Here is a 25,289-nt window from a genome sequence, read left to right on the forward strand (position 1 = left end):
GAAGCAATCCCCGTTAAGCAGAGCGGCTCTGTATAGCTTAGAGATTATTAATGTTGTGTTTGTTCTTATTGGCATTAATGAGCTCCCGCTGGTCGGTTGTCTTCGTGCCTCGCAATGACGCGCGGGGTGAAAAGGTTTCCCCACCCTCTTTCCGCCAAAGGCGAAGGGAGGGGATACCAGCGAAGCGCAGTCGGGGTGAGTCGTTTCGCAGCCAGACTTATCTGTCGCAAAAGATCTCTCCTCGTACCTCGTTCGAGATGACAATTAAACCTTTAATGTTCACACCACCTCGGCTACAACAAATGTGCTGCCACCTACAAATACCAGGTCGTTATCTGTTGCGTTAGCCTGGGCTGCTGATAATGCTGCTTTTACTGATGGGTAGGTATCGCCGTGTAAACCAAAGTTTAAGGCTTGTTGCTGCATACTTTCGGCTTCAAGGCCCCTGGGGATATCGGGTTTGCAGAAGTAATAGATAGCTTTTGTTGGGAGCAGAGCGAGTACTTTGGTAATATCCTTATCATTTACCATACCTATTACAAAATGTAGTTGCTTGTAATCAACCGCGGCAATATTTTTGACCACCTCTTGTATGCCATCCGGGTTATGACCGGTATCACAAATGGTCAGCGGCTGCATATTTAAAACTTCCCAGCGACCGTGCAGGCCGGTGAGTGTTTTTACCTGTTTCAGAGCGATAGCTATGTGCTCGTCGGTTATGGTAAATCCCTGGCTGCGTAATTCCTCTACAGCCGACAAAGCCGTTTTTACGTTTTTTAGTTGGTAAGTGCCGGTGAGATCGAGCGCGATGTTCAGTGCTGAGTGCTGAGTTTTGAGTTTTGAACTTTTAACTTCAATTTCCAAAAGATTCGACTCTTGACTTTTGACTTTTGATTTTTCATCAATAGTCCATACATCTGATGCAAATTGAATAGGGCTGTCTTCCTGTTTAGCTTTATCGATAAAGACCTGCGCGGTTTCGGGCTGGTTTTCGCCGATGACAACCGGGATACCGGCTTTAATGATACCTGCCTTTTCGCCGGCTATCAGTTGCAGCGTATCGCCCAGCATGTTCATGTGGTCCCAACCTATGTTGGTAATCACGGACAGGAGCGGGGTAATGATATTGGTAGAATCCAACCGCCCACCCAGTCCTACTTCAACAATAGCTATATCTACCTTTTCTTTGGCGAAAACATCAAAGGCCAGGGCTACGGTCATTTCAAAAAAGGAGGGGGCTATATCTTCAAAATCGGCACGATGGCAGGCAACGAAATCAATCACAGTTTGCTCGCTGATCATTTGCCCGTTAAGCCGGATACGTTCCCTGAAATCTTTCAGGTGAGGTGAGGTATACAAGCCGGTTTTATAACCCGCTGTTTGCAGAATAGCCGCCAGCATGTGCGATGTGGAGCCTTTGCCATTGGTGCCTGCTATGTGCACGCTTTTAAACTCGTGCTGCGGATTACCCAGTCGCTGGCAAAGTTCAATGGTATTGGTGAGGTCCTTTTTAAAAGCCGAAGCCCCGTCACGCGTAAACATGGGGAGTTGGGTATACAGGTATTGGATGGTTTCCTGGTAGTTCATTTTGAATAGTCCATGGTCCATGGTCGATAGACCATAGCTATAGCGAATATGCAACAAACTTATAAATTAAATTACTACTATGATAGGTTGAATGTTTCGGATAATCAAAATATGGTAAGACTGTGATATATGGTCACAGCGACATTAATGCCAATTATTATAGCGGCCTGTCGGCAGGGTAACCATGTTTATTCCGGAAAGCTTTTCGCTCTGCAGTAAAGTCCCACCATTTTTTAGTGCTATCGGGGTAATTGGCATAATGTACAACCAATCTGAATTGATCTTCCACACAAGGATCAATACGGTATCCTATGGTTTTTTCGTAGGTATTTAATAATTCAGGCGCCGATTTATGTTGGAGTGACGACAGGTTATAATAACCCAGTAGTATCAGATCTTTGGCGAATTTGATGCCCACAGATGGGATGCTTTGAAATTCATATAAAGCGGTGAGGGTTTTTGTCCTATTAGGCGTGGCATTGATAACCGAAGCTATTTCGTCGATAGCATAGGCTGTAATGTTTTTTTGTAAAATGCCTTTTGCCTTTAATAATTGCTTTTCGGAAATGCTTAAACCGAGATCGATATTTTTTTTAATAGCAATCATTTTTTGCAAGGTTAAATGGTCATTCTAATTAATTTACCTTAAACACAAATACTACTGCGCCTTTCTGGGTATCGGGGGCGTTATCTGCTGAACTGATACGGGAGTTTTTTACGGCATCCTCGCATTTTTGGATCAGGTTATAATCTGATATGGTGGTTCCGCGGCCTGCCTTGGCGTAAGTTACATTACCTGCTTTATCTACCTGTATATCTATCACTACCTTGCCGGTAAAGCGATTGCCATCATCAACATTGGGTTTACTCACAAAGTTACGTGATTGCAAATTGAGGCTACCGCCGTTGCCAGATCCCGTTCCGTTATAATTGTTGGTGAGGGTTGTACCTGTTGGCTTGCCCTGGTTACCTGGGGTATTGCCGGTTCCGTCGCCTTCGCCCGTGCCGGTTGTGGCCTTACCTTTATATAAAGCATTTTGGTTTACGGTAGGCTTGGCCGGTGTTTTGGTAGGCTGCGGGGTAGATACGGTATTGGTCGGTTTTTTTGTGGGCGCGGCCACTTCCGGGGCATCCTCGGTATTTTGGGTTACTACGGTTTTGTCGCTGGTTTGCGGGGTGGGCTTATCCTCGGTTGGTTTTTCGTGGGTAACTTTATCCGGTTTGGTATTATTGGCCTTTTCGGCAACCGAAGGTTCTTCGGTGCTCATATAATCATTACCCTTACCTTCATCAACCGTACCGTAGTTTACCAATATACCACCGGTACCTTCTTCCTGCCTTGGCGGGTTTTGAAACACGATAAAATAACAGGCAGCAATAAGCACAGCCAAAATAATGCCTGTTGCCGCAAATGCCTTTGGATAGTTATTTTCTTCCCTGTATTCCATTTCAGTATCTAAAATTCGGTATCAAGTAGTTAGTATCAAGTATCAAGATTTTTTGGGAAATTAACCTTTTTGAGGTCGTGATACTTGATACTAGTTACTTGATACTATTTAGGTTCCGTTGCCAGAACCAGTTTGATGTTTAATTTTTGTGCTATATCCATTACCTGTACCACATCCTGTATGGCTACGGTTTTATCGACATATAAAACTATGGTGAGTTCTGTAGCCAGGGTTTTATATCCGGATAAGGTAGTTTGCAGGGCATCTACCGGAACTTCCTTTTTGTCGACGTAGTACTTCAGATCTTTAGTTACCGATACTGTAATGGTTTTTTTTGATACCGATTGCCCGCTTGACGATTTGGGCAGTACCAGTTTGATCACGTTTGGGTTGGTAACTGTAGAGGCGATGAGGAAGAACAAAAGCAGGAAGAACATGATGTCGTTCATGGCCGATGTATGAACCTCTGCCGATGCACCTCTATGTCTTTTTCTTAAATTCATTTGCTCGGCTCCTCTAACAGGTCAATAAATTCAATAGCATCAGTTTCCAGGCTCAAAATTACCTTATCAACCATCATATTCAAAATATGGTAACATACGTAAGCCACAATACCTACCATCAAACCGGCGGCGGATGTCACCATTTTTACATATAAACCACCAGAAATAACGCCCATACTGATGTTATCTGTTTTTGATATATCATAAAAGATCTTGATTACCCCGGCAATAGTACCCAGGAAGCCAAACATGGGCGCAATACCCGCTACAATGCCCAGGATACCGATGTTCTTCTCCAGTTTAGATACTTCCAGCTTACCTACGTTTTCGATAGCGCCTTCGATATCTTTAATAGGGCGACCGATACGCAGCAAACCTTTTTGCAGCATGCGGCCCAGCGGCGAATTATTATTGCGGCAAAGCGCTATGGCCGATTCCAGGTTGCCCGAATGGATACTGGCGCGTACCTGCAGCATCAGGTTGGCTTCGTTCTTTGATGCTTTTCGGATAGTAAAATAACGTTCGAAAAATATCACTAAACCTAAAACAGCCAAAATACCTATGGGAACCATTACCCAGCCACCTTTGATCAATAGATCGCCAAAACGCAGCTCTTCGGGTTGTGTGGTGATGGGTTGTGTAATGTGACCTGCGGTGTCTGCCAGGTGTTTCGCGGTATCTGCTATCTGCTGTATCAATAATAATGTCATTTCTTTTCGTTAATTTCTTGGCTGTATGAGAGTTTGCTTATTTTTTTTTCTTTTATTAATTTAAGTCTTTCGGCTTCTGCCTCAGCAGATGTGGCAAAACTGCCAATGATTATTTTAATATACTTACCAGAACCTGGGCCATGCCATGCGCGGGCATCAACACCAACGCTTTTGTAAATTTTAACAGCCAGATTACTTTTGGTCTGGGTTTTAAATGAACCGGCAAATATCACAAATTCAGGTTTGGCGGTGGTATCGGCAGCAGCCACTGTTTTCTTTAACGCCGTATCGGGTTTAGAAATTGCCTTTGATGCTGTATCTAAAAGCGGGGGAGCTGTTTTATTGCTATCATTATCAACGCTATCTGTTTTGGCAGCGGGTTGTGTTTGGGCTTGTTCGGCACCAGATTTTGCCGGTTGTTTGGTAAAATTGAATAATGCCGGGTTATATTTATAAAGCGCGAATGCTGCCACCCCAATAACCACCAGAATAATAAGGGCGATAATCCATGGATTGGCTGAACGGGTTCTTTCTTCAGTTTCTTCCTCTTCATATACCTCGGGCTGATCGGCCGTTGGCGCAGGTGGAGTAACAACGGGCTCTTGTGGAGCTACCGTGAAAGGCAGCGGCTGAGCGGCAGGACTTTCGGACGTCCCGACTTCCGGACTTCCGGTCTCCTGGTTAAGCTTTTTGATAGCTATTGGCGCGAGGCCATAAAACTCAGGACCTTCGTTATGATTTTCGGCGGGTTTAAAAGCTATCTCCCCGTTGTTCATATAAAACCAACCCAGGTTAGCAAAAGGGACTTGCTTTAAAACCACATCTTGTTTTAGGCCCGTAATATATTTTTCGGTAAAGTATTTGGATGATGCCAGCGAGATATTTTTCTTTTGAGCGATATGCTCCACCAACGTATCATCGTCAAACGGTTCGGAGCTGAATTGTACCTGGTAACCGGGTGGATATAGCTTGCCTTCGGCGCTGTTATAATAACCATTTACACGTTCCTGTGTAAAAAAACCGAGACCCGGCACACCTACTTTGCCATGCCGGCCTAACAGTTCGCTTAAATAATTGGCTATATCCATTCGCTAAAAATACGGTTAATTATAAAACATCAAAAGAGCCCCACCCAACCCTCCCCAAAGGGGAGGGCCTTTAGGCATATAGTTTAAAACGAATACCCAACGCCGCCAAAGATATTAAATCCGTAGTTAGGATAGTATAACCAGTTTTGATAACTGGTGCTTAAAATGTTATTAGCCTGTACAAATACGGTTATTTGACGGGTAGCCTTGTATTGAACGCCGCCGCTTAAATCGGCAAATGAGGCTATCGGTTTCTGAACCAAAGTTGATGTACCACCAGCAGTTGTAAATACCCTGTCGTTTGTTGATCCGCGGAACAATAACGAACCCGTAATGCTTACCTGGCTATTGATATTGATAGCTGTACCGGCGGTTAACAAAAATTTAGGCAGGTTCCAGGGCTGTGCTTCTGATGCCATCTGGTAATCTTTGATCTCTACACGGCCAAAGATGTTAAAATCATCACTGGCTTTAAAATCAAGCTCGCCGTTAAAGCCATTCACGCGCGCTTTGCCATCGTCATATATCACCTTGAACTTGTTTACTTCGGCGTCGAAATTGCTAACCAGTAACGGCATGTTTTTAATGCTGTTGCGGAACACGGAGGCCTTAAAGCTTAAGCCGGGAGCAAGGGTGCCTTTTAAGCCCGCGCTGATATCCAGCTGATCAACCGAGTTTTTGATGTCGATATTTTGACCGAGGAAGGGGTTGATGTAAGCCAGGTCATGTAAAGATGTCCGGTTGATATCGCCTTTGGCTTCTACAAACAAACGCACATATTTCGGGATCACCTGTACCTCTAATTTAGCGGCAGGGAAAATGTAGAACTTGCCAAAGTCGCCAAACTCCTTCTCGATGTTTACACCCGCGTCAATTTTATAATTGGTACCCTGGAATTTGATGTAAGGGTTTAAGCGTAAAATATTATTGCTGAGTTTGTAAAGACTATCCTTCTGCGAATTCAGATCGACCGAGCCGCTTAAGCCGGCATAAAACTGCTTTACAGTTTGATTGATAAAGCCCGAGATCACGATGTTGTTTTCTCTGGCCTGGTAGGCGTTGCTAAAGGCATAACCTTTTATTTTCAGGGCATAGGTAAAATCGTTCTCTACGTCTTTATAGTTCTTGGCCAGTTCGGCTTCGGCGCCAATGGTGTTAAAATGTTGCTTGCCGGGTACAAATGTGCTGGCCGGGGGAACAGATTGATCATATCCATAAAAATTGGTACCCAGGCGGTTATAAGTAATGCGACCGCTGATGTTATTATCGCCCAGGATGCTTTTGCCAAATACGCCTACATCGTCCTTGCTCTGACTTTGTTTTTCTAATGACCCTGATTGCGAAAAATGTTTCAGGTATCCGCCAACCTGCAATGCTTCATCGCGACCGTTGGAAAAATATGCTTCGCCAAAAAGCGATTTCATGTTTCCGGCGCCTACTTTAACATAATTGTTTAGTAAAACAGAGTCCTGTTCAGGCGGTCTTTTCATAGCTTCCAACTGCCTGATCTCGGAGTTTTGTTCCTGTCTTTTATCAAGTGGGGCGTATACCAAAGGGGCTTTAAAAGGAGCTTTATCTTCCAGGTCGGGATTACGGCGTATTTTTACCGCGTCGGCCAGTACTGGTTTGTAAGCAGTGGTTACCACGATCTCTTCAGAAAGACTGCCGCCATTATCAGCGTTGTTGCCATTACCACCTTTTTTGGTAGTATCAGCAGCAGATTTTGCCGCCGCATCACCTAAGTTTTTTGAGGTTGCTTTTTTAGGTGCGGTGGTTTTTGCAACAGGTTTTTTGGCTGCCGGTTTTGCAGCAGCTTTTTTTGCCGGAGCCTTTTTCGCAGCGGTTTTTGTGGTAGCCTTTTTTGTCGGTTTCTTTGTTTGCGCTTGTGCAGGGACAAAGTATAATGCTATTATTAAGGTAAGCAGCGTATAGACGTATTTTAATTTCATTGCTTGTCTTTTTATATTATTCTTTGCCATCCTGTTAGTTTTGACCGGTTTTGGTAGTATCCGCCGGGGCCGGTTTATTATCACTTGTATCTGGTGCAGGGGCCTCTATTTTTACAGGTTTGCCCGTTAATACGCCCAGCTTTTGTTTAGCTGTCGATAGTATATCGTCATTACCTTTATAATTTTCAATGATACTTTGCAGCGTGGCTTTGGCCTGGAAGTTATCTTTTAACTTCACGTAGTTATCGGCCAGCAAAATATAGGTTTTGGCTACCCAATAATCGTAGTTTGGCATTTCTTTAGCCAGGTCGAAACACATTTTTTGTGATGTTTTGTACCTGCCTTTTAAGTACTCCACATTGGCAATGTTGTATTTGGCTTCGGCAGCGGCTACGGTTTTGGTGTTGGTTACGGTGTAATCAAACTCTTTAACCGCGGCGGTGGTATCGCCTTTTTGCAGATAGGCTTCACCGGCATATAAACCAGTACGGAATTTATCTTCCTGGGCTGCCTTGTCATTACCTCTGATCTGTTTCACGTAGTTCAGCACGTCATCAGGCATGTTCATTTGCGCGTAGCAAAGCATCAGGTTATTGATAGCGAAGGAGTAATCCTCTTTAAACTCGGCGTTGGTTTCCAGTTTTTTCAGGAATACGATGGCCTCGTTATACTTTTTCTGCGAAATGTACAGCTTAGCCATGCTGATCAATGATTTCTCGGTATAAGCGCTTGTCCAGTCGTTCAGGATAATGTTATAATCAACCACCGCTTCCTGTGATCTGTTCAGGTTAACCAAGCTTTGAGCCCTGATAAACCTGGCTTGTTTTTCGTAGATCTGTTTGCTCGGGAACTTATCCAAATAGGCGTTAACCGCGCCTACTGCACCCTGCCAGTCGCCTTTTAAATAAAGGTTATTGGCAGCAGTGATCATCAGATCTTCCTGTTGCGAGGTGGTATAGTTACCAATAGATGTTGTACCCGCGTAATTGATAAACGTTTGGGCATCGCCTTTATCGGTATATATTTTTTCAATTTGTTTGAGCGATTGTTTGGCTTCGTCGGTAGACGAGTAATCGGCAACTACTTTTTTGAATGATTCTATCGCCAGGTCGTCATGGTTGGCATTGTAGTCGATCAAACCAATGGTAACCAGTGCCCGCGGTACATAACTGCTGTGCGGGTACTTCTGAATCATGGCATTCAGATCGGTTTTGGCTTTATCTCCATCATTTTTCAAGAAGTAGGTATACGCTATCTCGAAAGAGGCATCATCTGCATAATCCGAGTTCGGGAATGTGTTCAGCACATCATTCATCGTAGCGATCTTGATATCCAACGAGCCCTGTAAACCTTGTATCATACCGCGTTGAAACAAAGCGTAATCTTCGCCCTGGTTGTGCATGGCTATGATGCGGTTGTAATAATCAAGCGCGGTACTATAGCTTTTCAATACAAAATAGCTATCACCCAGCCTGGTTATGGCATCGTTCTCGGTGTTTTTATCTTTTACATCGCCCCGAAGGAATTTTTCAAAGTAATTGGCCGCTTTTTTATATTGCTCGCCATAAAAGGCAGCGTAGGCCAGCGCATAATTGGCGTAGTTGCCCAGATCGGTTTGTTTAGCCTCAGGCATGCTTAAAAACAGCTCAAAATTCTCAACAGATTCACCGTATTTACGCACCTCATACATAGCCTCGGCCATCCAGTAAGTGGTCAAAGCCTGTGTTTTAGGATCAACCGGATTTTTTAACGAACGCAGGAAAATACCGATGGCATTTTCAAAAGCACGCTCATTGTAAAACTCCAAACCGCGGTAATAAGTTACTTTCTGGTAAGCTATCTGTGCGCTTTCTGATTTGTTGGGTATCGGCTCCAGTATCTCCACAGCTTCTTTATAATTGCGGGAGTTCAATAACTCTTCACCAAGCAATACCTTCACCTCGTCGTTACGGCGAGAACGTGGATAATTCTTTAAATACAAACGGGTAGCCGCCAGCGCTTCGGTATTAAAATCAAGCTCGTAAGATAGTTTGGCGTATTCATATAAAGCATCTTCCTGTAATTGCTTGTCGTAAGTTAGTTTTGAAGCAGCCAAAAACGCGTTACGTGCGCTTTGTTTGTTGTTCATTTTCAGGAAAACATCACCCAGTGTGTAGTTACCGCTTTGGCTGTACACGTCGCCCTGTTCTATTAAACGCTCCAGCTCAGCGGCGGATTTCGCGTAGTTGCCCACCTTGTAATAGGTGTAACCGATCTGGTAGCTATCCTGCGTGTTTTGGGTTTTGCCCTGATCGCCATTCTGGAAACGGTCGTAATATTTAACCGCGTTATCATAATCGGCTTTGGCAAAATATGATGCGGCAATAATGCGCAGCATTTCGGTTTCATGCTCTTGGCGGGTGCTGTTTACAATAGGAACCGCGTAGCTCAGCACATCGTCATAACGTTTATCTAAAAAGTAAACCGCCGATATATAATAAGGGTAACTGCGTTCGTATTTTTTGGAGTTCTTGAGCTTTTCAAAATTGGCCAGCGCCAGGTGATAATCTTTGTTGAGGTAAGCTATGTACGCAAAATAGTAGGTGGCATCCTCCGTATACTCCGACCGTTTGTTTTTTACTTCGGCAAAAAGCAATTGGGCATTCTTGTAATCTTTAAGGGAGAAATAAGCGTAGCCCTTACGGAATTTATATTCAGTATTATCATGCCCGTTAAGCTCACCGGCCTGTACTTTATCAAACCAGCGGATAGCATCCTCATATTTACCTTGTTTAAAATACGATTTACCGATCTGGAAATAAGCCAGCTTGGTTAACGGATTTTCGGGATGCTCCTTAATAAAGCGCAAAAACATGCTTTCGGCATCATCGTTGCCCAGGTTAAGGGCGCAAAAAGCCTCGTAGTACTGGCTGTTTTCTTTTACCATCGACAGTTCCGATTCAAACTGGGGTTGGGTTGCTGTTTTAAGGCGTGAGGCTTCAACGGAGCGGAATTGCTCGGCAGCGGAGGCAAATTTGCCCTTGTCCATCAGGTCCATAGCGGTATGATAAGTACGGTATACCTGGAAGGATGGACTTTGCTGCGCGCTGGCCGTTGAAACAATAAATACGGGGATTAACAGGGAAATGTATTTTATTTTGATCATAAAGCGCATACTAACGATGGTGCTAAATTAGCGAAACGAAAAAGAGCTATTAACATAAGTAATTAACAAATGTGGATAACACGTTTAATTAACGAAGGTAATACTTAAGACAATATGTGTGTGGAAAACTTTAAAATTGTTGAACAAAAACCATAGCACTGGCATCGATGGCCAAAGGTAACCAAATACTACACTTACGGGCAATTTATTTGAACATTATGCATTATATAGTATGATAAGTGGTGTTGTATTGGTTATGCTGTTTACGGCCTGTTTTTGGCGCCAGGTAGGCTTGCAGGTTAAGCTGTTGTTATTCATTATTTTAGCTTCATCACCGGTTTTAAAGGCCCAGAAAGTAACAGGTCCGCTTGTTTTAAATAACGAACGTTTGCCCATAACGGCCAAAGAATTTTATGTGGCCGGTATAACAGACAACCGCGCCGATCGCAACGCCGTAGCCTGGTTATTGCCACCCGGCCCAGGTAACCCGGGAAAATATACGGTTGACCTTAAAGGAGGGGCATTAGCCGCCATAAAACAGTTTGTAACTGTTGCTCTGCCGCCCGACAAAACCTTAAGACCGATCATTATCCATATGGAACAACTCAGGCTTGATGAAACAGCCCTGCCAGGTAATCGCGTAGAAGGCAAAGTAAAAGTGTCGCTATCCTTTTACCTGCAAAAGGACGATCAAAATATCCATCTTACCAATTACAATGGCAGCGCAGGTTACAATCGGTATGTTAACCAGGAAGTCGACATCGAAATGGTATTACGCCACGCGCTGGAGTATAGCCTCACTTTTTTTAACACCTGGATAAATAAAGAGGCTGGTACCAACATTAAACTGGCCCGGGATGTAAAGATCACTTTTACAGATTATACCGAACAACCGGAAGGGGACACCATCTATTACTCGCCTAAGCGGCCCTTGCAGTGGGATGATTTTAAGGCCACGCCACTCCGCAATAGCCGGTTTGGAGCCGAGGTTTTGCCCAGCATTGGTTATAATGAAGATGTAGAGGTAAGTAAAAGCATTATTCACGTGCACCTGAGCACTAAAGCCTTTGTACCCAAAAGCGCCTGCTGGGTAAAAGATGATAGCAAAAACGCTTACAGCCTGAATCATGAACAGCGGCATTTTGATATTGTAAAGATCATTATAGAACGGTTTAAACAAAAACTGAAAGCGGAAAAACTCCCGGTAGATAATTATGATGGCCCCATTAATGTAGATTACCTGGAATCGTACCATGAAATGAACGTAATGCAGGAGCAGTACGATGCAGAAACCGCCCACGGTATGAATATAGCCGCTCAGGAGGAATGGAATGAAAAAATAGACAAGGAGCTGAAGGCTGTGAGGAATGAGAGGTGAGTTGTGGGTTGGAGGAAAATATCCCCGCGCGTCATTGCGAGGCACGAAGACAACCGACCGGAGGGAGCTCATTAATACCTATAAAAACAAACACAATATTAATAATCTCTGAATAGGCAGGTCAATTATGCAGATATGCTCTGTATAGCATAGAGATTGCTTCGTGCCTCGCAATGACGCGTTTTGGTCGATTTGCGTTTTGCGACGAAACCAAGGATCTTCTTCGCGATGCATGCTGTACAATAGATACTTCGCTGCGCTCAGCATGACAAACCTTCTAAATCCGAAATCGAACATCCGATATACTAAATTTTCAAATAATCTTTCATTTATTTTTGAAAGTTTAAAAAGTTATTTATATTTGTATATGGAACTGGCAGAAGCAAAGCTGAAATTTATTGAAGCCTGGGGTAAACTGGGGTCGGAGTGGGGGATTAACCGCACCATGGCCCAGGTACACGCCTTGCTGCTGGTTTCGCCGGAGGCTTTAACTACCGAGGAAGTAATGGCCGAGCTAAGTATATCACGTGGTAATGCCAATATGACCCTGCGCGATCTGATAGACTGGGGCCTGGTTGAAAAACAACATAAAACCGGCGAGCGTAAGGAATACTTTTATGCCGAAAAAGATACCTGGATAATTGCCAGGCGGGTTGCCGAGGAGCGCAAAAAACGGGAGCTTGACCCGGTGATCAAAATATTAGGTCAGCTAACGGAGGTAAAGGGGGATAAAAAAGACCCAGCCTTTAAAGCTTTCCATTCATCGGTAACCGACATTAGCAGGCTGGCCAATAATGTGAACAAAACTTTAGACACGATGCTAAAGGCTGAAGAGAACTGGTTTTTTGGTTCGATATTTAAAATATTCAAGTAATATTTTTTTTATTAATAAATTTCAATTTTTACTGAAAATTCAATAAATAATAACACATAAATAATCACAATCATGAACTACTTTATTTTAACTTATGTTGTTTACCTGCTGGTAAGCATAGCATTAACCGTATGGGTGGCCAAAGTGCTGTTTAAAAACGGGCGTATATTTTTAGTGGATATTTTTCACGGCAACAATGAACTGGCCGATTCTGTAAATAAATTGCTGGTAGTAGGGTTTTACCTGGTGAACATAGGCTACATGAGCCTGGCCCTGAAAGAAACGGGTAACATTGCCAGCGCACAGGTAGTGGTAGAAGTTTTAAGCTATAAAGTAGGATGGATCATCCTGATACTGGGTGGTATGCACTTTATGAACCTGATTGTGTTTTTCAAACTGCGCAACCGGGCCAAAAGAGAGAAGGCATTTAATATTAATGCCTGAGCACTTTAGTGATGTTAAAAGCAAAAGCGGGCTGCTTAATTAAGCAGCCCGCTTTTTTATATAGTTTAAGCGGCGCTATCCAACTGCCGGTTAATGCTCCTGAGCAAAACGTCAATATCAAAAGGCTTGGCTATAAAATCGTCGGGGGCGCCAATTTGGTTTAGTGTTTTGGAAACCTCATGACTGGCTGATATCAATATAACAGGTATATCATGTGTTTCTATGCGGGCTTTAACGCTTTTACAAAGGTCGCGGCCGTCTAAATTGCCCAGCATAATGTCTAATAATATAAGATCGGGCTGGCTTTCTTTTATTTTATCAAAAAGATAATGCCCATCTGCCAGAGTTATTACCTCATAGCCAGAATCTTCTAATATGTATTGTAAAACCTCCAGTATGTCACTGTCGTCATCAACCGCTAATATCCGTCTCATATTTTATCTTTAAGTATCGTCCTCAAATTGCTTCCAGATAGTAAAAAAGCAAGCTGTGTTGAGTTTAGCAATTCTTGTACCAAAGTAATAGTTAAGTATCTAAAGTACAGTTTAATATTGCTGTTTATACTTAATAATAAAGCGATTTTTTTTCGTGAAAGGTATTAAATGAAATTTAAACAGGTTTTTAATGCCTGTTTAAATAAACACTTGCCATGATCATGATTAAGGGTGCGACTTATCTACAAAAACATAAGATGCTTTCTTACATTTAGCGCAGAAGTACTTTCGAACAGGCAAAAAATACAATACTCTTTTTACAAACCAGTTTCTTTTTAATTGGAAATGGAACGGCTCACCACATTTTGTGCAGTGATACTTTTTTTTTCTCTTGATACTTGAATTTAGGTCGGTCACTATAAATAAAATAGTGCGCAAATTACAATACCAATTATGAATGTAAGGTGTTAATTAATAAAAACCTACTAATAGGTATGTTTGTATTAATTTAAAGTAAGGAAAAATAATATGTTGGTTAATTATTGCAAGATATAACGTTTACGCTGGCATCTATAGCAGATATAACGTTTTAGCGGAATGAAGAAAAATAAGTTTTTTACAAAAAAACCTCTTGGAATACGGTCGTCTAGCTGAGTTTTACACTTAGGGCATAAGGGCAGCTTTTTACTTTGCGACCTTATAGATTCAATAGAATTTGCTGGAATAACCATATACGATTCGGGGTTTGTTGTATATCAATATTCGTTAACGCCTGTAAAACAAATCTAATAATAATTATCAATATTTTAACCCGATTGCTTGATTATTAGTTAAATGTGATTTTTAAGGTTAAATTTTAGCAGATGTGGCAATAAAATGACATTTTGGAGAATGTTTTTTATTTGTATGTTAATGATTACCGGAAGGCTTGAAAAGCTGATTTACGATTGTTTAGAAAAACACAAACACGGGAGGTGATAAAATCACAACCAGGAAGCAGATAGGAAGCTTGTATTTAAGCAGTTTTTATGAGATTATTAACTTTTTCAACCAGTTCAGAAAGATCAAAAGGTTTATTGATAACACCATCACAACCGTAATTGAGTAAGTGATCATCGTTATTCAGATATGCAGAAAATATGATAACCGGTATGTTATTGAATTTGCTATGTAGCTTGATACTTTTGCAGATTTCACCACCTGTGGTACCAGAAACCCGGTAATCCAGTATAACCAGATCTGGAAGAAACTGTTCCATCAAAGGCAATACCTCAAGGCTGTTGGAAGTACTTTTTACCTCAAACTGTTCATAAGTAAGGGTTTCATGTACAATATCTAATATGTCCTGATTATCATCCAATACTAAAATACGTTTTGACATAAAAAATATTAAAAAGTGAAAAGGCTGAAAAGGTACTCAAGTATGTAAAACTAATATATAGCAAGCAAAAATGCTATGGGTTGGGCTAAAAACTTTATTGGGTAAATAACATGCAAACTTAACTATTTTTTATATCATTGAGTCAGAAAAAAAGGCCGATCCTGATTTATTTTTTGTTTTAATTAATGTTTTGAAAAATAAAGATCAAAATATAGCTGTAAGGCAAAGCGTTGATGACCTGATCATACAGGCTCCCGTAGCTATCAGTTTTTTAAAAGGTAATAATCTTGTTATCGAATCGGCTAATCCCAATATACTGGAATTATGGGGAAAACAGGCCGATATTATTGGCCGGCCGCTTGCCCTCGCCCTTGATCCATCCAACCAGCTACCTTATGTAAAACCGGTACAGGATGTTTATAAAAGCGGTCATATCCATTTTGGTTATGAAACCCCCATAAGACTTAACCGTAACGGGCATCATAATTTATTTTACTTTGATTTTGTTTATAAACCGGTTAAGGATAGGAGCAATAATATGGTTGGAGTGATGGTTGTGGCCACCGAAGTAACCAAACAGGTAGTAGCAAGGCAGCTTTTGGAGGATGCGGAAGAACGCCTGCGCCTGGCCATTGAAGCAACAGGGATAGCCAACTGGGATATGGACCTGCTAAGCAATGAGGTTATCGCGTCGCCAAGGCTTTCAGAAATATTTGGTTTTGATCCTGATGAAACGTTAAGCTATCCGCAACTGTTCGGCTCGATACACCCGGACGATAGAAATTTAGTAGATAAGGCTTTTGAAGAAGCGATGAAAAGCAGTATTTATTTGTCTGAAACCCGTATAGTTTGGGCTAATGGATCAATCCATTGGATCAGAACAACGGGGAAGGTTTTATATGATGAACATCATAAACCTTTGCGGATGCTGGGCACTACCATTGATATTACCAAACGGAAACAGGAAGAGATCATGAAAAATGATTTTATAGCCATGGCCAGTCATGAATTAAAAACCCCGCTCACCTCGCTTAAAGCCTATACACAGTTACTTGCATCAAAAGCTAAAAAAGCAGGCGATGAGTTTTTTATAAACGCCCTTGAAAAATCAGAAAACCAGGTCAACAAAATGACCCGGCTTATTCATGGTTTCCTGGATATGTCAAAAATTGAATCGGGTAAACTACAGCTCAATACCCAAACTTTTGATATGAACGAATTGGTTACCGAAATGATAGCCGATAAAATGCTCATAGCCCCCGATCATGTTTTGTTTTTTAAAAACGAGCAAACTATCCCGGTTAATGCCGACAAAGAAAAGATAGCCCAGGTAATTGGTAATTTTATCAGTAATGCAGTAAAATATTCGCCCAAAGGAAGTGCTATAACCATTACAACCCAAAAGCTTGGTGAAAATGTGCGGGTAAGTGTAAAAGATGAGGGCATGGGTTTAAAAGCCCAGGATCAGCAAAATGTTTTTCAACGTTTTTACCGGGTGGAAGACGAGAATACCCGTGGACTGTCGGGCTTTGGTATCGGTCTTTATTTATCGGCCGAGATCATCAGGCTGCACCAGGGGAAAATTGCTGTAGAGAGCGAAGAGGGCAAAGGCGCCGAATTTTACTTCCTGCTGCCTTTACAGGTTGACCTGGATCTGCTTTGATAACATCTGACCGGTTAATTGTAACGGTTTTGTCTATAAAAATCCGAAACTCAAATATTGTTATTACTTTAGGCAGCTAACAATGCGGCCTGGCTTCACAGCGCTGCTTACCTGTACATAAAGGTTTTAAATCATGGCATTACTAACTATACTGATCTGTATTATCCTGCTTGTTTTATTGGTAAGCTGGGCAAAGGTTAATCCATTTATAGCTTTTCTTTTGGTATCCATTGCCGCCGGTTTGATGCTGGGTATCCCCATTAATAAAGTTACAGCCTCTGTACAAAAGGGCATGGGCGATATTATGGGACAGTTGCTTATTATCATTTGCCTGGGCGCTATGCTGGGTAAACTGGTAGCCGTAAGTGGTGCCGCTCAAAAAATTGCCGAAGTGCTGGTGAATGCCGTTGGCCAAAAATATATACAATGGGCCCTGGTAACTGCTGGCTTTATTATAGGTATTCCGCTGTTTTACGGTATTGGTTTTGTACTGATGGTACCACTTATATTTTCGGTAGTGTACAAATACAAATTGCCGGCGGTATATATAGGCTTACCCATGTTGGCGTCGCTATCGGTAACGCATGGGTTTTTGCCGCCGCATCCTTCTCCATCGGCATTGGTGGTATTGTTTCATGCTAACATGGCTACCACGTTTATTTATGGTTTGATGATAGCCATCCCCGCCATTATACTGGCCGGACCTGTATTTGCCCGTTTCCTGAAAAAGATCCCCTCAGAACCGCTGGCTACCTTCCGGGCTGAAGAACTACCCGAAGATAAACTACCGGGAGCCTTCAATAGTTTCTTTACCGCTCTGCTGCCCGTAATGCTGTTAATGCTCACCGCGTTTTTCCCATACTTGGGCGTAAAAGATCCCGGCTTGTTAAAACTGGTAGCTTTTCTGGGCGATCCATCCATCGTGATGCTGATTGCCCTTATTGTGGCCACCTTTACTTTGGGCATAAAGCAGGGCAAAACAATGAGCCAACTGGCTGTTAACTATACCGATGCCATTAAAGATATTGCTTTGATCTTGTTGATCATCGCAGGTTCGGGAGCATTTAAAGAGGTGTTGACCGCCAGTGGTGTAAGCGGCGAGATAGCTGCCCAGCTGCAGCAGTTTAACCTGCCGCCGCTTGTTTTAGGTTGGGTTATCGCCGCTATCATCCGCATCAGTTTGGGTTCGGCTACGGTGGCTGGTTTAACGGCCGCGGGTATTGTGGCTTCGTTGGTGGTACAAAACCATGTGAACCCCAATTTAATGGTACTATCTATTGGGGCAGGCAGCCTGGCTTTTTCGCACGTGAACGATTCTGGTTTCTGGCTTTATAAAGAATATTTTAACCTGAGCATCAAGGATACCATCAAATCATGGTCGGTGATGGAATCATTGGTTTCGGTCATTGGTTTAATAGGTGTTTTGATCATCAACCAGTTTGTAAAATAGTAGATCCCATCGTCATGAAAAAAAGTATCATCATCCTTAATGTCCTGGCACTGTTATTACTGACTGCTTATAACGGTCGCACCCAGCAATCAGCGGGTAATTATTACACTGCTGTTGATGGTGCAAAAATATATTACGAGGTAAAGGGCGATGGTTTTCCGGTGATATTGGTGCACGGCTTTTCGGGTACAGGTGAAGGCTGGAAAAAAGGCCAGCTTTATACCGATCTGTTAAATGCCGGTTACCGGGTGATCATTTTAGATCAACGGGGTAATGGCCGGTCAGACAAGCCCCATACAGATGCAGGCTACGCCAATGATGCCGAAGCAAAAGATATTATGGGATTGGCCAGTAGTCTTAAGCTTGCCAAATATAATGTGGTAGGTTATTCGCGCGGCTCTATCATTGCTTCGCGCTTGCTGGTGCTGGATAAGCGGGTGCAGAAACTGGTAATGGGTGGCATGGGCGATGCCTATACCAACCCGGAATGGCCCAGGCGTATCCACGCCTACAAGGCGCTCATGGGCGATACTACCTTTCATGACGTGGATGGTATGATCAACTATATCCACAGTAACCCTGCCTTTGATGTGACAGCCCTGGCCCTGCAGCAAAAATACCAACCCTCAACAAGCCCGCAGGAATTGGCCAAGGTAAAAATACCCGTCATGATCATTTGCGGTACCGACGACCATGATAACGGATCGGAAACTGCCCTTAATAAATTGATCCCTGGTTCAAAGCTTAATTATGTTCCCGGCGATCATAATAGTGCATCCAGAACTATACAGTTTTCGGCAGCTGTACTGGCTTTCCTAAAGTAAAATGTCATCCTTAGGTTATTTAAAGGGCCTTTTTATATATGCGGCTTGCTATTTGCATGAGTATGTTCAGAGATAATTTTTTAACACTTATCAACACATATTTTATGAAAAAGCTAGTGATATATGTTTGCCTGTTTGTGGCGTTTCTGCTAACGCTAACAGTTAACGCGCAGGCGCAAACTAAAAAGAAAGGTATAAGTCCACAGGGTAAAGGTGCCATTATAGGTGGTGCCGGGGGTGCCGTAGCGGGCGGACTTATTGGCCATAATGTAGGTGGCGCATTGATTGGTGGAGCCATAGGTGCCGGTGGTGGTTACATTATCGGTAACGAAAAACGCCGTGCTGATGAGAAAAAACGCCGTGCCGCATGGCGTAGGGCACACCCTAAGCATCACCATCACTATACCAAAACCACCACGCACTAAATGTTAATTATAGTTAAAAAGTCCGCGGTTTAAATAAACCGCGGGCTTTTTATGTTATTTTAAGGGCAATTGTTATTTCGGGCATGCCAGTTCCGTATTATAAAACAGCAAGCGCCGTACGGATAATGTGAGATTTTATAGCCGAAATGAAAATTTAAACCCCGTTTTGAGCGTTAATATAACAGGCATTTACAAACAGTAACATTCAATATTTGGTTTAATATATAATGGTTAAAGCGTTTTCGGCATTACTTTTTTGTTTGTTCCCTTTTGTTGTGATGGCCCAAAGCACGACTACCATTACCGATACCGCTAATGCTCCTGTTGATACAGTTGCTCAAAAAGATCTTATCGACGTAGCCAGGTCCATATTTAAAATAAAACCGCGGAAGATAACTGCATTAGAGAAAAAGAAGGTTTACTTCTCCATTTTACCTATATCTTCGTCGGATGGCCGCAGTGGTGGCAAGGCGCTTTTTACCTCAACTTCATTAGCGGTATACCTCGGTGATCCTTCAACAACCAACTTGTCTAGCTTTATATTTACCCCTTACTTTAATCTTAAGGGAAGGTATGGCTTGCCGATCCGGTCAAATATCTGGCTCGATAATAATCAATGGAATATAGTTGGTGATACCCGCTATTTAATTTATCCGCAATATACCTGGGGGCTGGGTGGCAATCGACCCGAAAGCGACCGTTTTTTGGTGAATTATCAATACCTGCGCTTTTATCAAACGGTACTCAAAAGAATTAAGCCCTATTTTTATGCAGGCATTGGCTACAATTTGGATTATTACACCGATATTGAAGCTGACGGTGCCAACAACCTGCGTGATTTTACAAAATATAACTACGGTACAGCAACCGGGCAGGACGTACTGGCATCGGGTGCCACGCTCAATTTGTTGTACGATACCCGTAAAAACTCCATCAACCCATTACCGGGAGCGTATGCTAATGTGGTTTATAGGATCAATGGAAGAATGTTGGGCAGTCATAATAACTGGCAGTCGTTATATATAGATCTGCGCAAGTACGTATCGCTCAGTAATTCGGGCCCTAAAAGTGTGCTGGCTTTTTGGTCGTACTATTGGACCTCTCTTACCCCCGGTACACCGTACCTGAATTTGCCCAGCCTGGGTTGGGAACCCTATCAACGATCGGGCAGGGGATTTGTGCAAAACAGGTACCGCGGACAGCGGCTGGCCTATTTCGAGACCGAATACCGGCGCGATATTACCCGCAATGGTTTGCTCGGTTTTGTTTTATTTGCCAATGTAAATTCCGTTACCGAAGCCACCAGTCATAACTTTGTGTACTGGCACCCGGCGGGCGGTACAGGCTTGCGTTTCAAGTTCAATAAAAAATCAGGAACCAATATTGCCCTGGATTACGGCGCAAGTAAAAACTACAACGCCATCTACCTGAATTTGGGCGAAACTTTTTAGTTAGTCCATGGACGATGGTCGATAGTCCATAGTTAATAGAACGGGAGTCCATAGACCATAGTCGATGGTCCATAGAGTAGGAATAGCATGTAATCCATGGTCTATGGACTATCGACCATGGACTAAAATGATTAAATGACAAAATAACCATACGGGTTTTGGAATTTAAATTTTATTTTCGTGGCATGTTTTTATCCGGCCATTCGTAGTAAAAGATCCTTCTGTACCTTGCCGGTAATATCCTGTTATTATTCTGTTTAACTGGTCAAACTGACCATCTGCCAAAAATCACATGACAAAAAAACGTTACGTATTACTGATACTTATCCTGGGTTCATTAACTGCACTGGGCCCGTTTTCTATTGATATGTACCTACCTGGTTTTACAGCCATCGCCAAATATTTACATACCACTACCGATAAGGTGGCGCTATCCCTGTCGAGCTATTTTATAGGTATATCTGTAGGGCAATTGTTGTATGGTCCCTTGCTGGATAGGTATGGTCGTAAACGGCCTTTATATTTTGGATTGGGCCTTTATATCGTTGCCTCCATCGGCTGTTTCTTTTCCAATTCATTGGAGATGCTGATCGCGATGCGATTTTTCCAGGCGATAGGCAGTTGTGCGGCCACCGTTGCGGCTATGGCTATGGTGCGTGATCTTTTCCCGGTTGAGGAAAATGCTAAAGTATTTTCGTTGCTGATATTGGTACTGGGTGCTTCGCCTATGCTGGCCCCTACTATTGGCAGTTATATTACAGCGGCGTTTGAATGGCAGGTGATATTTTTGATATTAACCATTATTGCCGTGCTGATATTGCTGGCCGTTATATTTTTACTGCCCGAAAGCTACCAGCCTGATCCCTCGTATTCTTTAAAACCCGGACCTATCATTGGCAACTTTTTGGAGGTACTAAAAAATAAACAGTTTTTAACTTATTCACTTTGCGGCGCGTTCGCGTTTGCGGGTTTGTTCGCTTATGTATCCTCGTCACCCATAGTATTTATTGATGTGTTTAAAGTGAATCAGAAAAGTTTTGGATGGATCTTCGCCGGTCTTTCTGTTGGGTTTATCGGCTCGAGCCAGGTAAACAGTATCCTGATGAAAAGGTACAAAAGCGAGCAACTGGTTAACGCCTCACTGATCTGGATGGTGTTTATTTCGACGGTGTTTTTAATAGGGTCGTTTAATAACTGGTTTGGTATTGGCGGCACCATTGCCATGATATTTGGTGTACTGTGCGGCGTGGGTATCAGTTATCCTAACACCGCGGCTTTATCGCTGGCTCCATTCACCAAAAACGCGGGTTCGGCATCGGCGCTTTTGGGCGCATTTCAAATGGGGATCGGTTCGCTGGCATCGGTTGGTATTACTCTGATTAAAAGTCACAGTCCCTTGCCTATGGCAGGAGTTATGGCGGCATCAGCTGTGGTGGCGCTGCTCACTTTGTTAATAGGCAAGCGGTTTATTAAACACAAAGTGGAGGCATCTGCAGATGCTGGGGTGATAGCGCATTGATTTTTGGACTATTGGACTTTAGGACAAAAGATAAAGGACTCAACTTGTACTGGTCGCAGGGAGCGAAGTCGGGTATGAAAAAATAACGTCATTGCGAGCGCAGCGTGGCAATCCCCTACTTACAGAGCGGATCTGCTTATTAGGGATTGCCACGCTATCGCTCGCAATGACGCAATAGGTATCGGCCATATTTTGAAGGCTATTTCAGAACCCTCTCCTTTGGAGAGGGCAGGGTGAGGTCCTATGCCAGCACCTCGTCTATAATGCCGAACTCTTTGGCTTCGCTGGCTATCATCCAGTAATCCCGATCGGATACATCGTAAACCTTTTGATAGGGCTGGCCGCTGTGCTGGGCAATGATCTCATACAATTCCTGTTTCATTTTCTTGATCTGGACGGAGGCTATTTCAATGTCTGATGCCATACCCTGCGCGCCGCCCGACGGCTGGTGCAGCATGATGCGGGAATGTTTGAGTGCGGCACGCTTACCGGCAGCGCCTGCACATAACAATACCGAACCCATCGAGAGGGCCATACCGGTACAAATAGTGGCTACATCCGGACCTATAAAATGCATGGTATCATAAATACCCAAACCGGCATAAACCGAACCGCCCGGCGAATTGATATACATCTGTATATCCTTTTTTGCATCGGTCGACTGCAGAAAGAGCAGCTGGGCCTGGATGATGTTGGCCACATGGTCGTCAACGGCTTCGCCCAAAAAGATGATTCTGTCCATCATCAGGCGCGAGAATACATCCATCTGGGCCACACGCATTTCACGTTCTTCGGTGATGTAGGGTGTCATGGCTGTGGGAAGGGCGCTTTTTTCGACCCCGGCAATAAAACTATCTACCCGGGTACCGGCAATAGCATGGTGCATGACCGCATATTTGCGGAATTCCTGTTTATCGATATTCATAATTTTTTGGTTTTTTAGTGACGTGAAGGAGCGAGATCCGGGAACCAGGAGCGAGGAATTAAAACATCATTTTAAAGTTTGTAATTGTTTTATGGTCTTGATTCTTGGCTCTTGATTTCTGACTCTATTTAAATAAGCGTGCTATTTTTTGCCTGAAACTCAGATGTTCGGGCTGGTTAAATAATTGCTGGTGAACGGCCTCTATCTCGGTTTTTACCTGTTTGCGGCCATATTGTTGTACCAGGCTATATACCTGCTGCTGTTGCGAAACACGGGTCTGCAGATCTTGATCAAGCAAGGTTTTGGCCTCGAACAACAGCGAGTTGGCCGGGTTTGCTCTTTTGAGCAGGTAGGCTTCGGTTTGTGCTATATTATTCAAGGAAGTCCTCATAGGTTAATGCTTTTTGTTTAACGGATTCCCTTACTTTTTCAATGCACTTGTACTTTTGCACGGTCGCCGAGCGCACTCCGGAAAAGCCGAATAATTGCGCCACTTTGGTCATCGGTAACTGGTCGTAATAAAAGGAGCGGAGCAGCTCCATACAACGTTTACCCGCCGTTTCTAAAAAATGCAATAATTTATCTTCGGAGAGGGGGACGGTAGTTTCCATGGTCAGATCCGCGGCGGCGCTGTCGTCCAGTTGCGTAGTTTGCTGGCCTTCCTTATACCGTTTGATCCACAGATACCGGGCGGTGCCATAAATGTAAGCTCCTTCGCTGCTCTTGATATCCGCATCGGCCGATCTGCTTTTTTCGTAATAACTCAGCAGGGCGTCCTGGAAAACATCTTTGGCTTCGTCAAATGATCCGCCGCATTTGCCTACATACCGGGCCACCGCCGGGAAAACTTTTTGATATAATGTGATGAAAAGCTGCTGCCGTTCTGCAACCTGCTCTTCTAAATTAACTGCATCCATTGTTCACTGTTTATTACGATGTGTAAATTATAACAGATATATCACCTTTTTTTGGATAAAAGATTTTTGGATAAGGGATTTTGGGAGCAAGGACTTTTGGATTAAGGATAAAAGGAGCAAAGAACAAGGATTTCTTATCGACTTATATTTATCTTTCGTTCGGTCTTTGCTCCAAAAATCCTTGCTCCTTGTTCTCAAATCTAAAACTTACTCGCCCTTAACGCCGTAACCTTTGATCCCTCCGGCCCGGTGGTTTCAAAAACGATCTTGTCATCTGTCAATTCCGAAACGTAGAAAACAAAATTGTGGGTTCTATTATCAGATACTTCTTTTACATTTATATTGCTGCCATTAAGCGTAAAGCTGCCGTGCGACAGGAATTTGCCACCCCATACAATAACATATTTCATTTCGGGCGTAAATTGTATGTAAGGGACAACCTCATCCAGGTCGGCCTTTTTCATGGTATCCGGCGGACTGGCATTGGGGTGTTCTATTTTAACATACTTCCATTTGCCGATAAGCGCCTTGGTGGTAACTGCGGGTTTGCATGATGCCATAACACCTAACACCAGTGCAAATAATATAAAGCCGTAAAATTTCATGATCACATTAGTTTTATCTAAGCTATGCAATTACGGTTAAAGTATAAAATCAAGGTTTATGTTTCTGATGCTTGTTTGTCCGTTCCTCGGCTTTTTTTACTTCGTCTTTTTCACTGAGTGGCAAGTCGGTTTGTAATTCTTTTGTTGATTTAGTCCCTGTAGCTTTTTTGCCAGTGCTTTTTTTTAATGCTGAAGTATTCATGATCGTGGAGATTAAATGAGATACTATTATTTTAACTCCCGGGAAGTTGAATTGTTTGCAGTGTGGTATTGCGTACAGTCGACTCACACCGCCGGCGCTACGCACGGCACCCCTCTGTGCTGCGCAAAGAGGGGATGTATAAATAAAAAAAACCTCTTTCCGGCAAAGCCGGAGAGAGGGCGATCCAGCGAAGCGTAGACCGGGTGAGTCTGATGGAAGGGTAAACAATTCAGCGAAATCAACGTAATCATCAAAAAAATCAACAGTCAAAAATATTTTTTGAAAAAGTTGTAACATCCTGTAATTGCAACTGTCCTAATGACACTATATAGCCAAGGTACTCCAATCCAGTTTAAGCTATAAGTAA

At 43.0% G+C, this 25,289-nt stretch carries 24 protein-coding genes; 9 read left to right on the forward strand and 15 right to left on the reverse strand.

Features of this window, described 5'->3' with window-relative positions; all coding sequences use genetic code 11:
* Positions 1 to 279 precede the first annotated feature (279 nt).
* The 8 genes from AC57BQ_RS01875 to AC57BQ_RS01910 all read right to left on the reverse strand — a co-directional run bounded on the left by AC57BQ_RS01875 (position 280) and on the right by AC57BQ_RS01910 (position 10,430).
* Positions 280 to 1,608 (reverse strand): bifunctional folylpolyglutamate synthase/dihydrofolate synthase, encoded by a 1,329-nt coding sequence (locus AC57BQ_RS01875; protein WP_496404660.1) that lies wholly within the window; start codon positions 1,606 to 1,608, stop codon positions 280 to 282.
* 136 nt (positions 1,609 to 1,744) lie between these two features.
* A complete protein-coding gene (locus AC57BQ_RS01880) occupies positions 1,745 to 2,194 on the reverse strand; it encodes a helix-hairpin-helix domain-containing protein (RefSeq protein ID WP_496404661.1) in 450 nt (149 codons plus the stop codon).
* A gap of 28 nt (positions 2,195 to 2,222) precedes the next feature.
* The gene (locus AC57BQ_RS01885) at positions 2,223 to 3,035 is read right to left on the reverse strand and encodes an energy transducer TonB (RefSeq protein WP_496404662.1); all 813 of its coding nucleotides are present in this window, start codon (positions 3,033 to 3,035) and stop codon (positions 2,223 to 2,225) included.
* A 104-nt stretch (positions 3,036 to 3,139) separates the two neighbouring features.
* On the reverse strand, positions 3,140 to 3,538 hold the full coding sequence (locus AC57BQ_RS01890; protein WP_090464020.1) for an ExbD/TolR family protein: 399 nt from the start codon (positions 3,536 to 3,538) through the stop codon (positions 3,140 to 3,142).
* Complete coding sequence (locus tag AC57BQ_RS01895; RefSeq protein WP_090464023.1) at positions 3,535 to 4,248, reverse strand: MotA/TolQ/ExbB proton channel family protein; 714 nt, start codon at positions 4,246 to 4,248, stop codon at positions 3,535 to 3,537. The genes AC57BQ_RS01890 and AC57BQ_RS01895 overlap by 4 nt, the downstream gene beginning before the upstream one ends.
* Positions 4,245 to 5,336 (reverse strand): HU domain-containing protein, encoded by a 1,092-nt coding sequence (locus tag AC57BQ_RS01900; RefSeq protein WP_496404663.1) that lies wholly within the window; start codon positions 5,334 to 5,336, stop codon positions 4,245 to 4,247. The genes AC57BQ_RS01895 and AC57BQ_RS01900 overlap by 4 nt, the downstream gene beginning before the upstream one ends.
* 83 nt (positions 5,337 to 5,419) lie before the next feature.
* The gene (locus AC57BQ_RS01905) at positions 5,420 to 7,285 is read right to left on the reverse strand and encodes a hypothetical protein (RefSeq protein WP_496404664.1); all 1,866 of its coding nucleotides are present in this window, start codon (positions 7,283 to 7,285) and stop codon (positions 5,420 to 5,422) included.
* 34 nt (positions 7,286 to 7,319) lie between these two features.
* A complete protein-coding gene (locus AC57BQ_RS01910; protein ID WP_496404665.1) occupies positions 7,320 to 10,430 on the reverse strand; it encodes a tetratricopeptide repeat protein in 3,111 nt (1,036 codons plus the stop codon).
* A 232-nt stretch (positions 10,431 to 10,662) separates the two neighbouring features.
* Here AC57BQ_RS01910 and AC57BQ_RS01915 point away from each other — a divergent pair, with 232 nt between their 5' ends.
* The 3 genes from AC57BQ_RS01915 to AC57BQ_RS01925 all read left to right on the forward strand — a co-directional run bounded on the left by AC57BQ_RS01915 (position 10,663) and on the right by AC57BQ_RS01925 (position 13,126).
* Positions 10,663 to 11,808 carry a hypothetical protein gene (locus AC57BQ_RS01915; RefSeq protein WP_496404666.1) on the forward strand — a complete coding sequence of 382 codons (1,146 nt, stop codon included), beginning with the start codon at positions 10,663 to 10,665 and terminating at the stop codon, positions 11,806 to 11,808.
* Between the two features lie 367 nt (positions 11,809 to 12,175).
* Positions 12,176 to 12,682, forward strand: coding sequence for a GbsR/MarR family transcriptional regulator (locus AC57BQ_RS01920; protein ID WP_090464037.1), 507 nt, complete (start codon positions 12,176 to 12,178; stop codon positions 12,680 to 12,682).
* A gap of 72 nt (positions 12,683 to 12,754) precedes the next feature.
* The gene (locus AC57BQ_RS01925) at positions 12,755 to 13,126 is read left to right on the forward strand and encodes a hypothetical protein (RefSeq protein ID WP_496404667.1); all 372 of its coding nucleotides are present in this window, start codon (positions 12,755 to 12,757) and stop codon (positions 13,124 to 13,126) included.
* Positions 13,127 to 13,191: 65 nt separating this feature from the next.
* On the opposite strand, the gene AC57BQ_RS01930 is transcribed toward AC57BQ_RS01925, so the two are convergent.
* Positions 13,192 to 13,560, reverse strand: coding sequence for a response regulator (locus AC57BQ_RS01930; RefSeq protein ID WP_496404668.1), 369 nt, complete (start codon positions 13,558 to 13,560; stop codon positions 13,192 to 13,194).
* 1,015 nt (positions 13,561 to 14,575) lie between these two features.
* Entirely contained in the window at positions 14,576 to 14,941 is a 366-nt protein-coding gene (locus AC57BQ_RS01935) for a response regulator (RefSeq protein WP_496404669.1), read from the reverse strand.
* Between the two features lie 190 nt (positions 14,942 to 15,131).
* Here AC57BQ_RS01935 and AC57BQ_RS01940 point away from each other — a divergent pair, with 190 nt between their 5' ends.
* From AC57BQ_RS01940 to AC57BQ_RS01965, 6 genes are all read left to right on the forward strand, one after another.
* The gene (locus tag AC57BQ_RS01940; protein WP_496404670.1) at positions 15,132 to 16,604 is read left to right on the forward strand and encodes an ATP-binding protein; all 1,473 of its coding nucleotides are present in this window, start codon (positions 15,132 to 15,134) and stop codon (positions 16,602 to 16,604) included.
* Between the two features lie 133 nt (positions 16,605 to 16,737).
* Complete coding sequence (locus AC57BQ_RS01945; protein WP_496404671.1) at positions 16,738 to 18,054, forward strand: gluconate:H+ symporter; 1,317 nt, start codon at positions 16,738 to 16,740, stop codon at positions 18,052 to 18,054.
* Positions 18,055 to 18,068: 14 nt separating this feature from the next.
* The gene (locus AC57BQ_RS01950; protein ID WP_496404672.1) at positions 18,069 to 18,878 is read left to right on the forward strand and encodes an alpha/beta fold hydrolase; all 810 of its coding nucleotides are present in this window, start codon (positions 18,069 to 18,071) and stop codon (positions 18,876 to 18,878) included.
* Positions 18,879 to 18,982: 104 nt separating this feature from the next.
* Positions 18,983 to 19,303, forward strand: a complete 321-nt coding sequence (locus AC57BQ_RS01955; protein ID WP_496404673.1) for a YMGG-like glycine zipper-containing protein — start codon at positions 18,983 to 18,985, stop codon at positions 19,301 to 19,303.
* Between the two features lie 227 nt (positions 19,304 to 19,530).
* Complete coding sequence (locus AC57BQ_RS01960) at positions 19,531 to 20,754, forward strand: BamA/TamA family outer membrane protein (protein ID WP_496404674.1); 1,224 nt, start codon at positions 19,531 to 19,533, stop codon at positions 20,752 to 20,754.
* 292 nt (positions 20,755 to 21,046) lie between these two features.
* A complete protein-coding gene (locus tag AC57BQ_RS01965) occupies positions 21,047 to 22,273 on the forward strand; it encodes a multidrug effflux MFS transporter (protein WP_496404675.1) in 1,227 nt (408 codons plus the stop codon).
* Positions 22,274 to 22,514: 241 nt separating this feature from the next.
* Here the strand turns inward: AC57BQ_RS01965 and AC57BQ_RS01970 are convergent, their stop codons facing one another.
* From AC57BQ_RS01970 to AC57BQ_RS01990, 5 genes are all read right to left on the reverse strand, one after another.
* The gene (locus tag AC57BQ_RS01970) at positions 22,515 to 23,198 is read right to left on the reverse strand and encodes an ATP-dependent Clp protease proteolytic subunit (protein ID WP_496404676.1); all 684 of its coding nucleotides are present in this window, start codon (positions 23,196 to 23,198) and stop codon (positions 22,515 to 22,517) included.
* 124 nt (positions 23,199 to 23,322) lie between these two features.
* Positions 23,323 to 23,589, reverse strand: coding sequence for a hypothetical protein (locus AC57BQ_RS01975; protein ID WP_496404677.1), 267 nt, complete (start codon positions 23,587 to 23,589; stop codon positions 23,323 to 23,325).
* Positions 23,570 to 24,115, reverse strand: a complete 546-nt coding sequence (locus AC57BQ_RS01980; protein WP_496404678.1) for an RNA polymerase sigma factor — start codon at positions 24,113 to 24,115, stop codon at positions 23,570 to 23,572. The genes AC57BQ_RS01975 and AC57BQ_RS01980 overlap by 20 nt, the downstream gene beginning before the upstream one ends.
* Before the next feature lie 200 nt (positions 24,116 to 24,315).
* Positions 24,316 to 24,720 (reverse strand): hypothetical protein, encoded by a 405-nt coding sequence (locus AC57BQ_RS01985; protein ID WP_496404679.1) that lies wholly within the window; start codon positions 24,718 to 24,720, stop codon positions 24,316 to 24,318.
* 49 nt (positions 24,721 to 24,769) lie between these two features.
* Positions 24,770 to 25,219, reverse strand: a complete 450-nt coding sequence (locus AC57BQ_RS01990) for a hypothetical protein (RefSeq protein WP_496404680.1) — start codon at positions 25,217 to 25,219, stop codon at positions 24,770 to 24,772.
* Between the last annotated feature and the right edge of the window lie 70 nt (positions 25,220 to 25,289).

The sequence above is a fragment of the Mucilaginibacter sp. BGA-UO-ETr-C110 genome (genome assembly GCF_059567985.1).

Bases quoted from the DNA above. Each gene is read 5' to 3' on its own strand.
- AC57BQ_RS01950 (WP_496404672.1), top strand. From the start codon at position 18,069: ATGAAAAAAAGTATCATCATCCTTAATGTCCTGGCACTGTTATTACTG.
- AC57BQ_RS01880 (WP_496404661.1), bottom strand. From the start codon at position 2,194: ATGATTGCTATTAAAAAAAATATCGATCTCGGTTTAAGCATTTCCGAA.
- AC57BQ_RS01920 (WP_090464037.1), top strand. From the start codon at position 12,176: ATGGAACTGGCAGAAGCAAAGCTGAAATTTATTGAAGCCTGGGGTAAA.
- AC57BQ_RS01915 (WP_496404666.1), top strand. From the start codon at position 10,663: ATGATAAGTGGTGTTGTATTGGTTATGCTGTTTACGGCCTGTTTTTGG.
- AC57BQ_RS01890 (WP_090464020.1), bottom strand. From the start codon at position 3,538: ATGAATTTAAGAAAAAGACATAGAGGTGCATCGGCAGAGGTTCATACA.
- AC57BQ_RS01925 (WP_496404667.1), top strand. From the start codon at position 12,755: ATGAACTACTTTATTTTAACTTATGTTGTTTACCTGCTGGTAAGCATA.
- AC57BQ_RS01960 (WP_496404674.1), top strand. From the start codon at position 19,531: ATGGTTAAAGCGTTTTCGGCATTACTTTTTTGTTTGTTCCCTTTTGTT.
- AC57BQ_RS01945 (WP_496404671.1), top strand. From the start codon at position 16,738: ATGGCATTACTAACTATACTGATCTGTATTATCCTGCTTGTTTTATTG.
- AC57BQ_RS01980 (WP_496404678.1), bottom strand. From the start codon at position 24,115: ATGGATGCAGTTAATTTAGAAGAGCAGGTTGCAGAACGGCAGCAGCTT.
- AC57BQ_RS01930 (WP_496404668.1), bottom strand. From the start codon at position 13,560: ATGAGACGGATATTAGCGGTTGATGACGACAGTGACATACTGGAGGTT.
- AC57BQ_RS01985 (WP_496404679.1), bottom strand. From the start codon at position 24,720: ATGAAATTTTACGGCTTTATATTATTTGCACTGGTGTTAGGTGTTATG.
- AC57BQ_RS01910 (WP_496404665.1), bottom strand. From the start codon at position 10,430: ATGATCAAAATAAAATACATTTCCCTGTTAATCCCCGTATTTATTGTT.
- AC57BQ_RS01905 (WP_496404664.1), bottom strand. From the start codon at position 7,285: ATGAAATTAAAATACGTCTATACGCTGCTTACCTTAATAATAGCATTA.
- AC57BQ_RS01875 (WP_496404660.1), bottom strand. From the start codon at position 1,608: ATGGACCATGGACTATTCAAAATGAACTACCAGGAAACCATCCAATAC.
- AC57BQ_RS01990 (WP_496404680.1), bottom strand. From the start codon at position 25,219: ATGTTACAACTTTTTCAAAAAATATTTTTGACTGTTGATTTTTTTGAT.
- AC57BQ_RS01935 (WP_496404669.1), bottom strand. From the start codon at position 14,941: ATGTCAAAACGTATTTTAGTATTGGATGATAATCAGGACATATTAGAT.
- AC57BQ_RS01885 (WP_496404662.1), bottom strand. From the start codon at position 3,035: ATGGAATACAGGGAAGAAAATAACTATCCAAAGGCATTTGCGGCAACA.
- AC57BQ_RS01970 (WP_496404676.1), bottom strand. From the start codon at position 23,198: ATGAATATCGATAAACAGGAATTCCGCAAATATGCGGTCATGCACCAT.
- AC57BQ_RS01965 (WP_496404675.1), top strand. From the start codon at position 21,047: ATGACAAAAAAACGTTACGTATTACTGATACTTATCCTGGGTTCATTA.
- AC57BQ_RS01895 (WP_090464023.1), bottom strand. From the start codon at position 4,248: ATGACATTATTATTGATACAGCAGATAGCAGATACCGCGAAACACCTG.
- AC57BQ_RS01975 (WP_496404677.1), bottom strand. From the start codon at position 23,589: ATGAGGACTTCCTTGAATAATATAGCACAAACCGAAGCCTACCTGCTC.
- AC57BQ_RS01955 (WP_496404673.1), top strand. From the start codon at position 18,983: ATGAAAAAGCTAGTGATATATGTTTGCCTGTTTGTGGCGTTTCTGCTA.
- AC57BQ_RS01900 (WP_496404663.1), bottom strand. From the start codon at position 5,336: ATGGATATAGCCAATTATTTAAGCGAACTGTTAGGCCGGCATGGCAAA.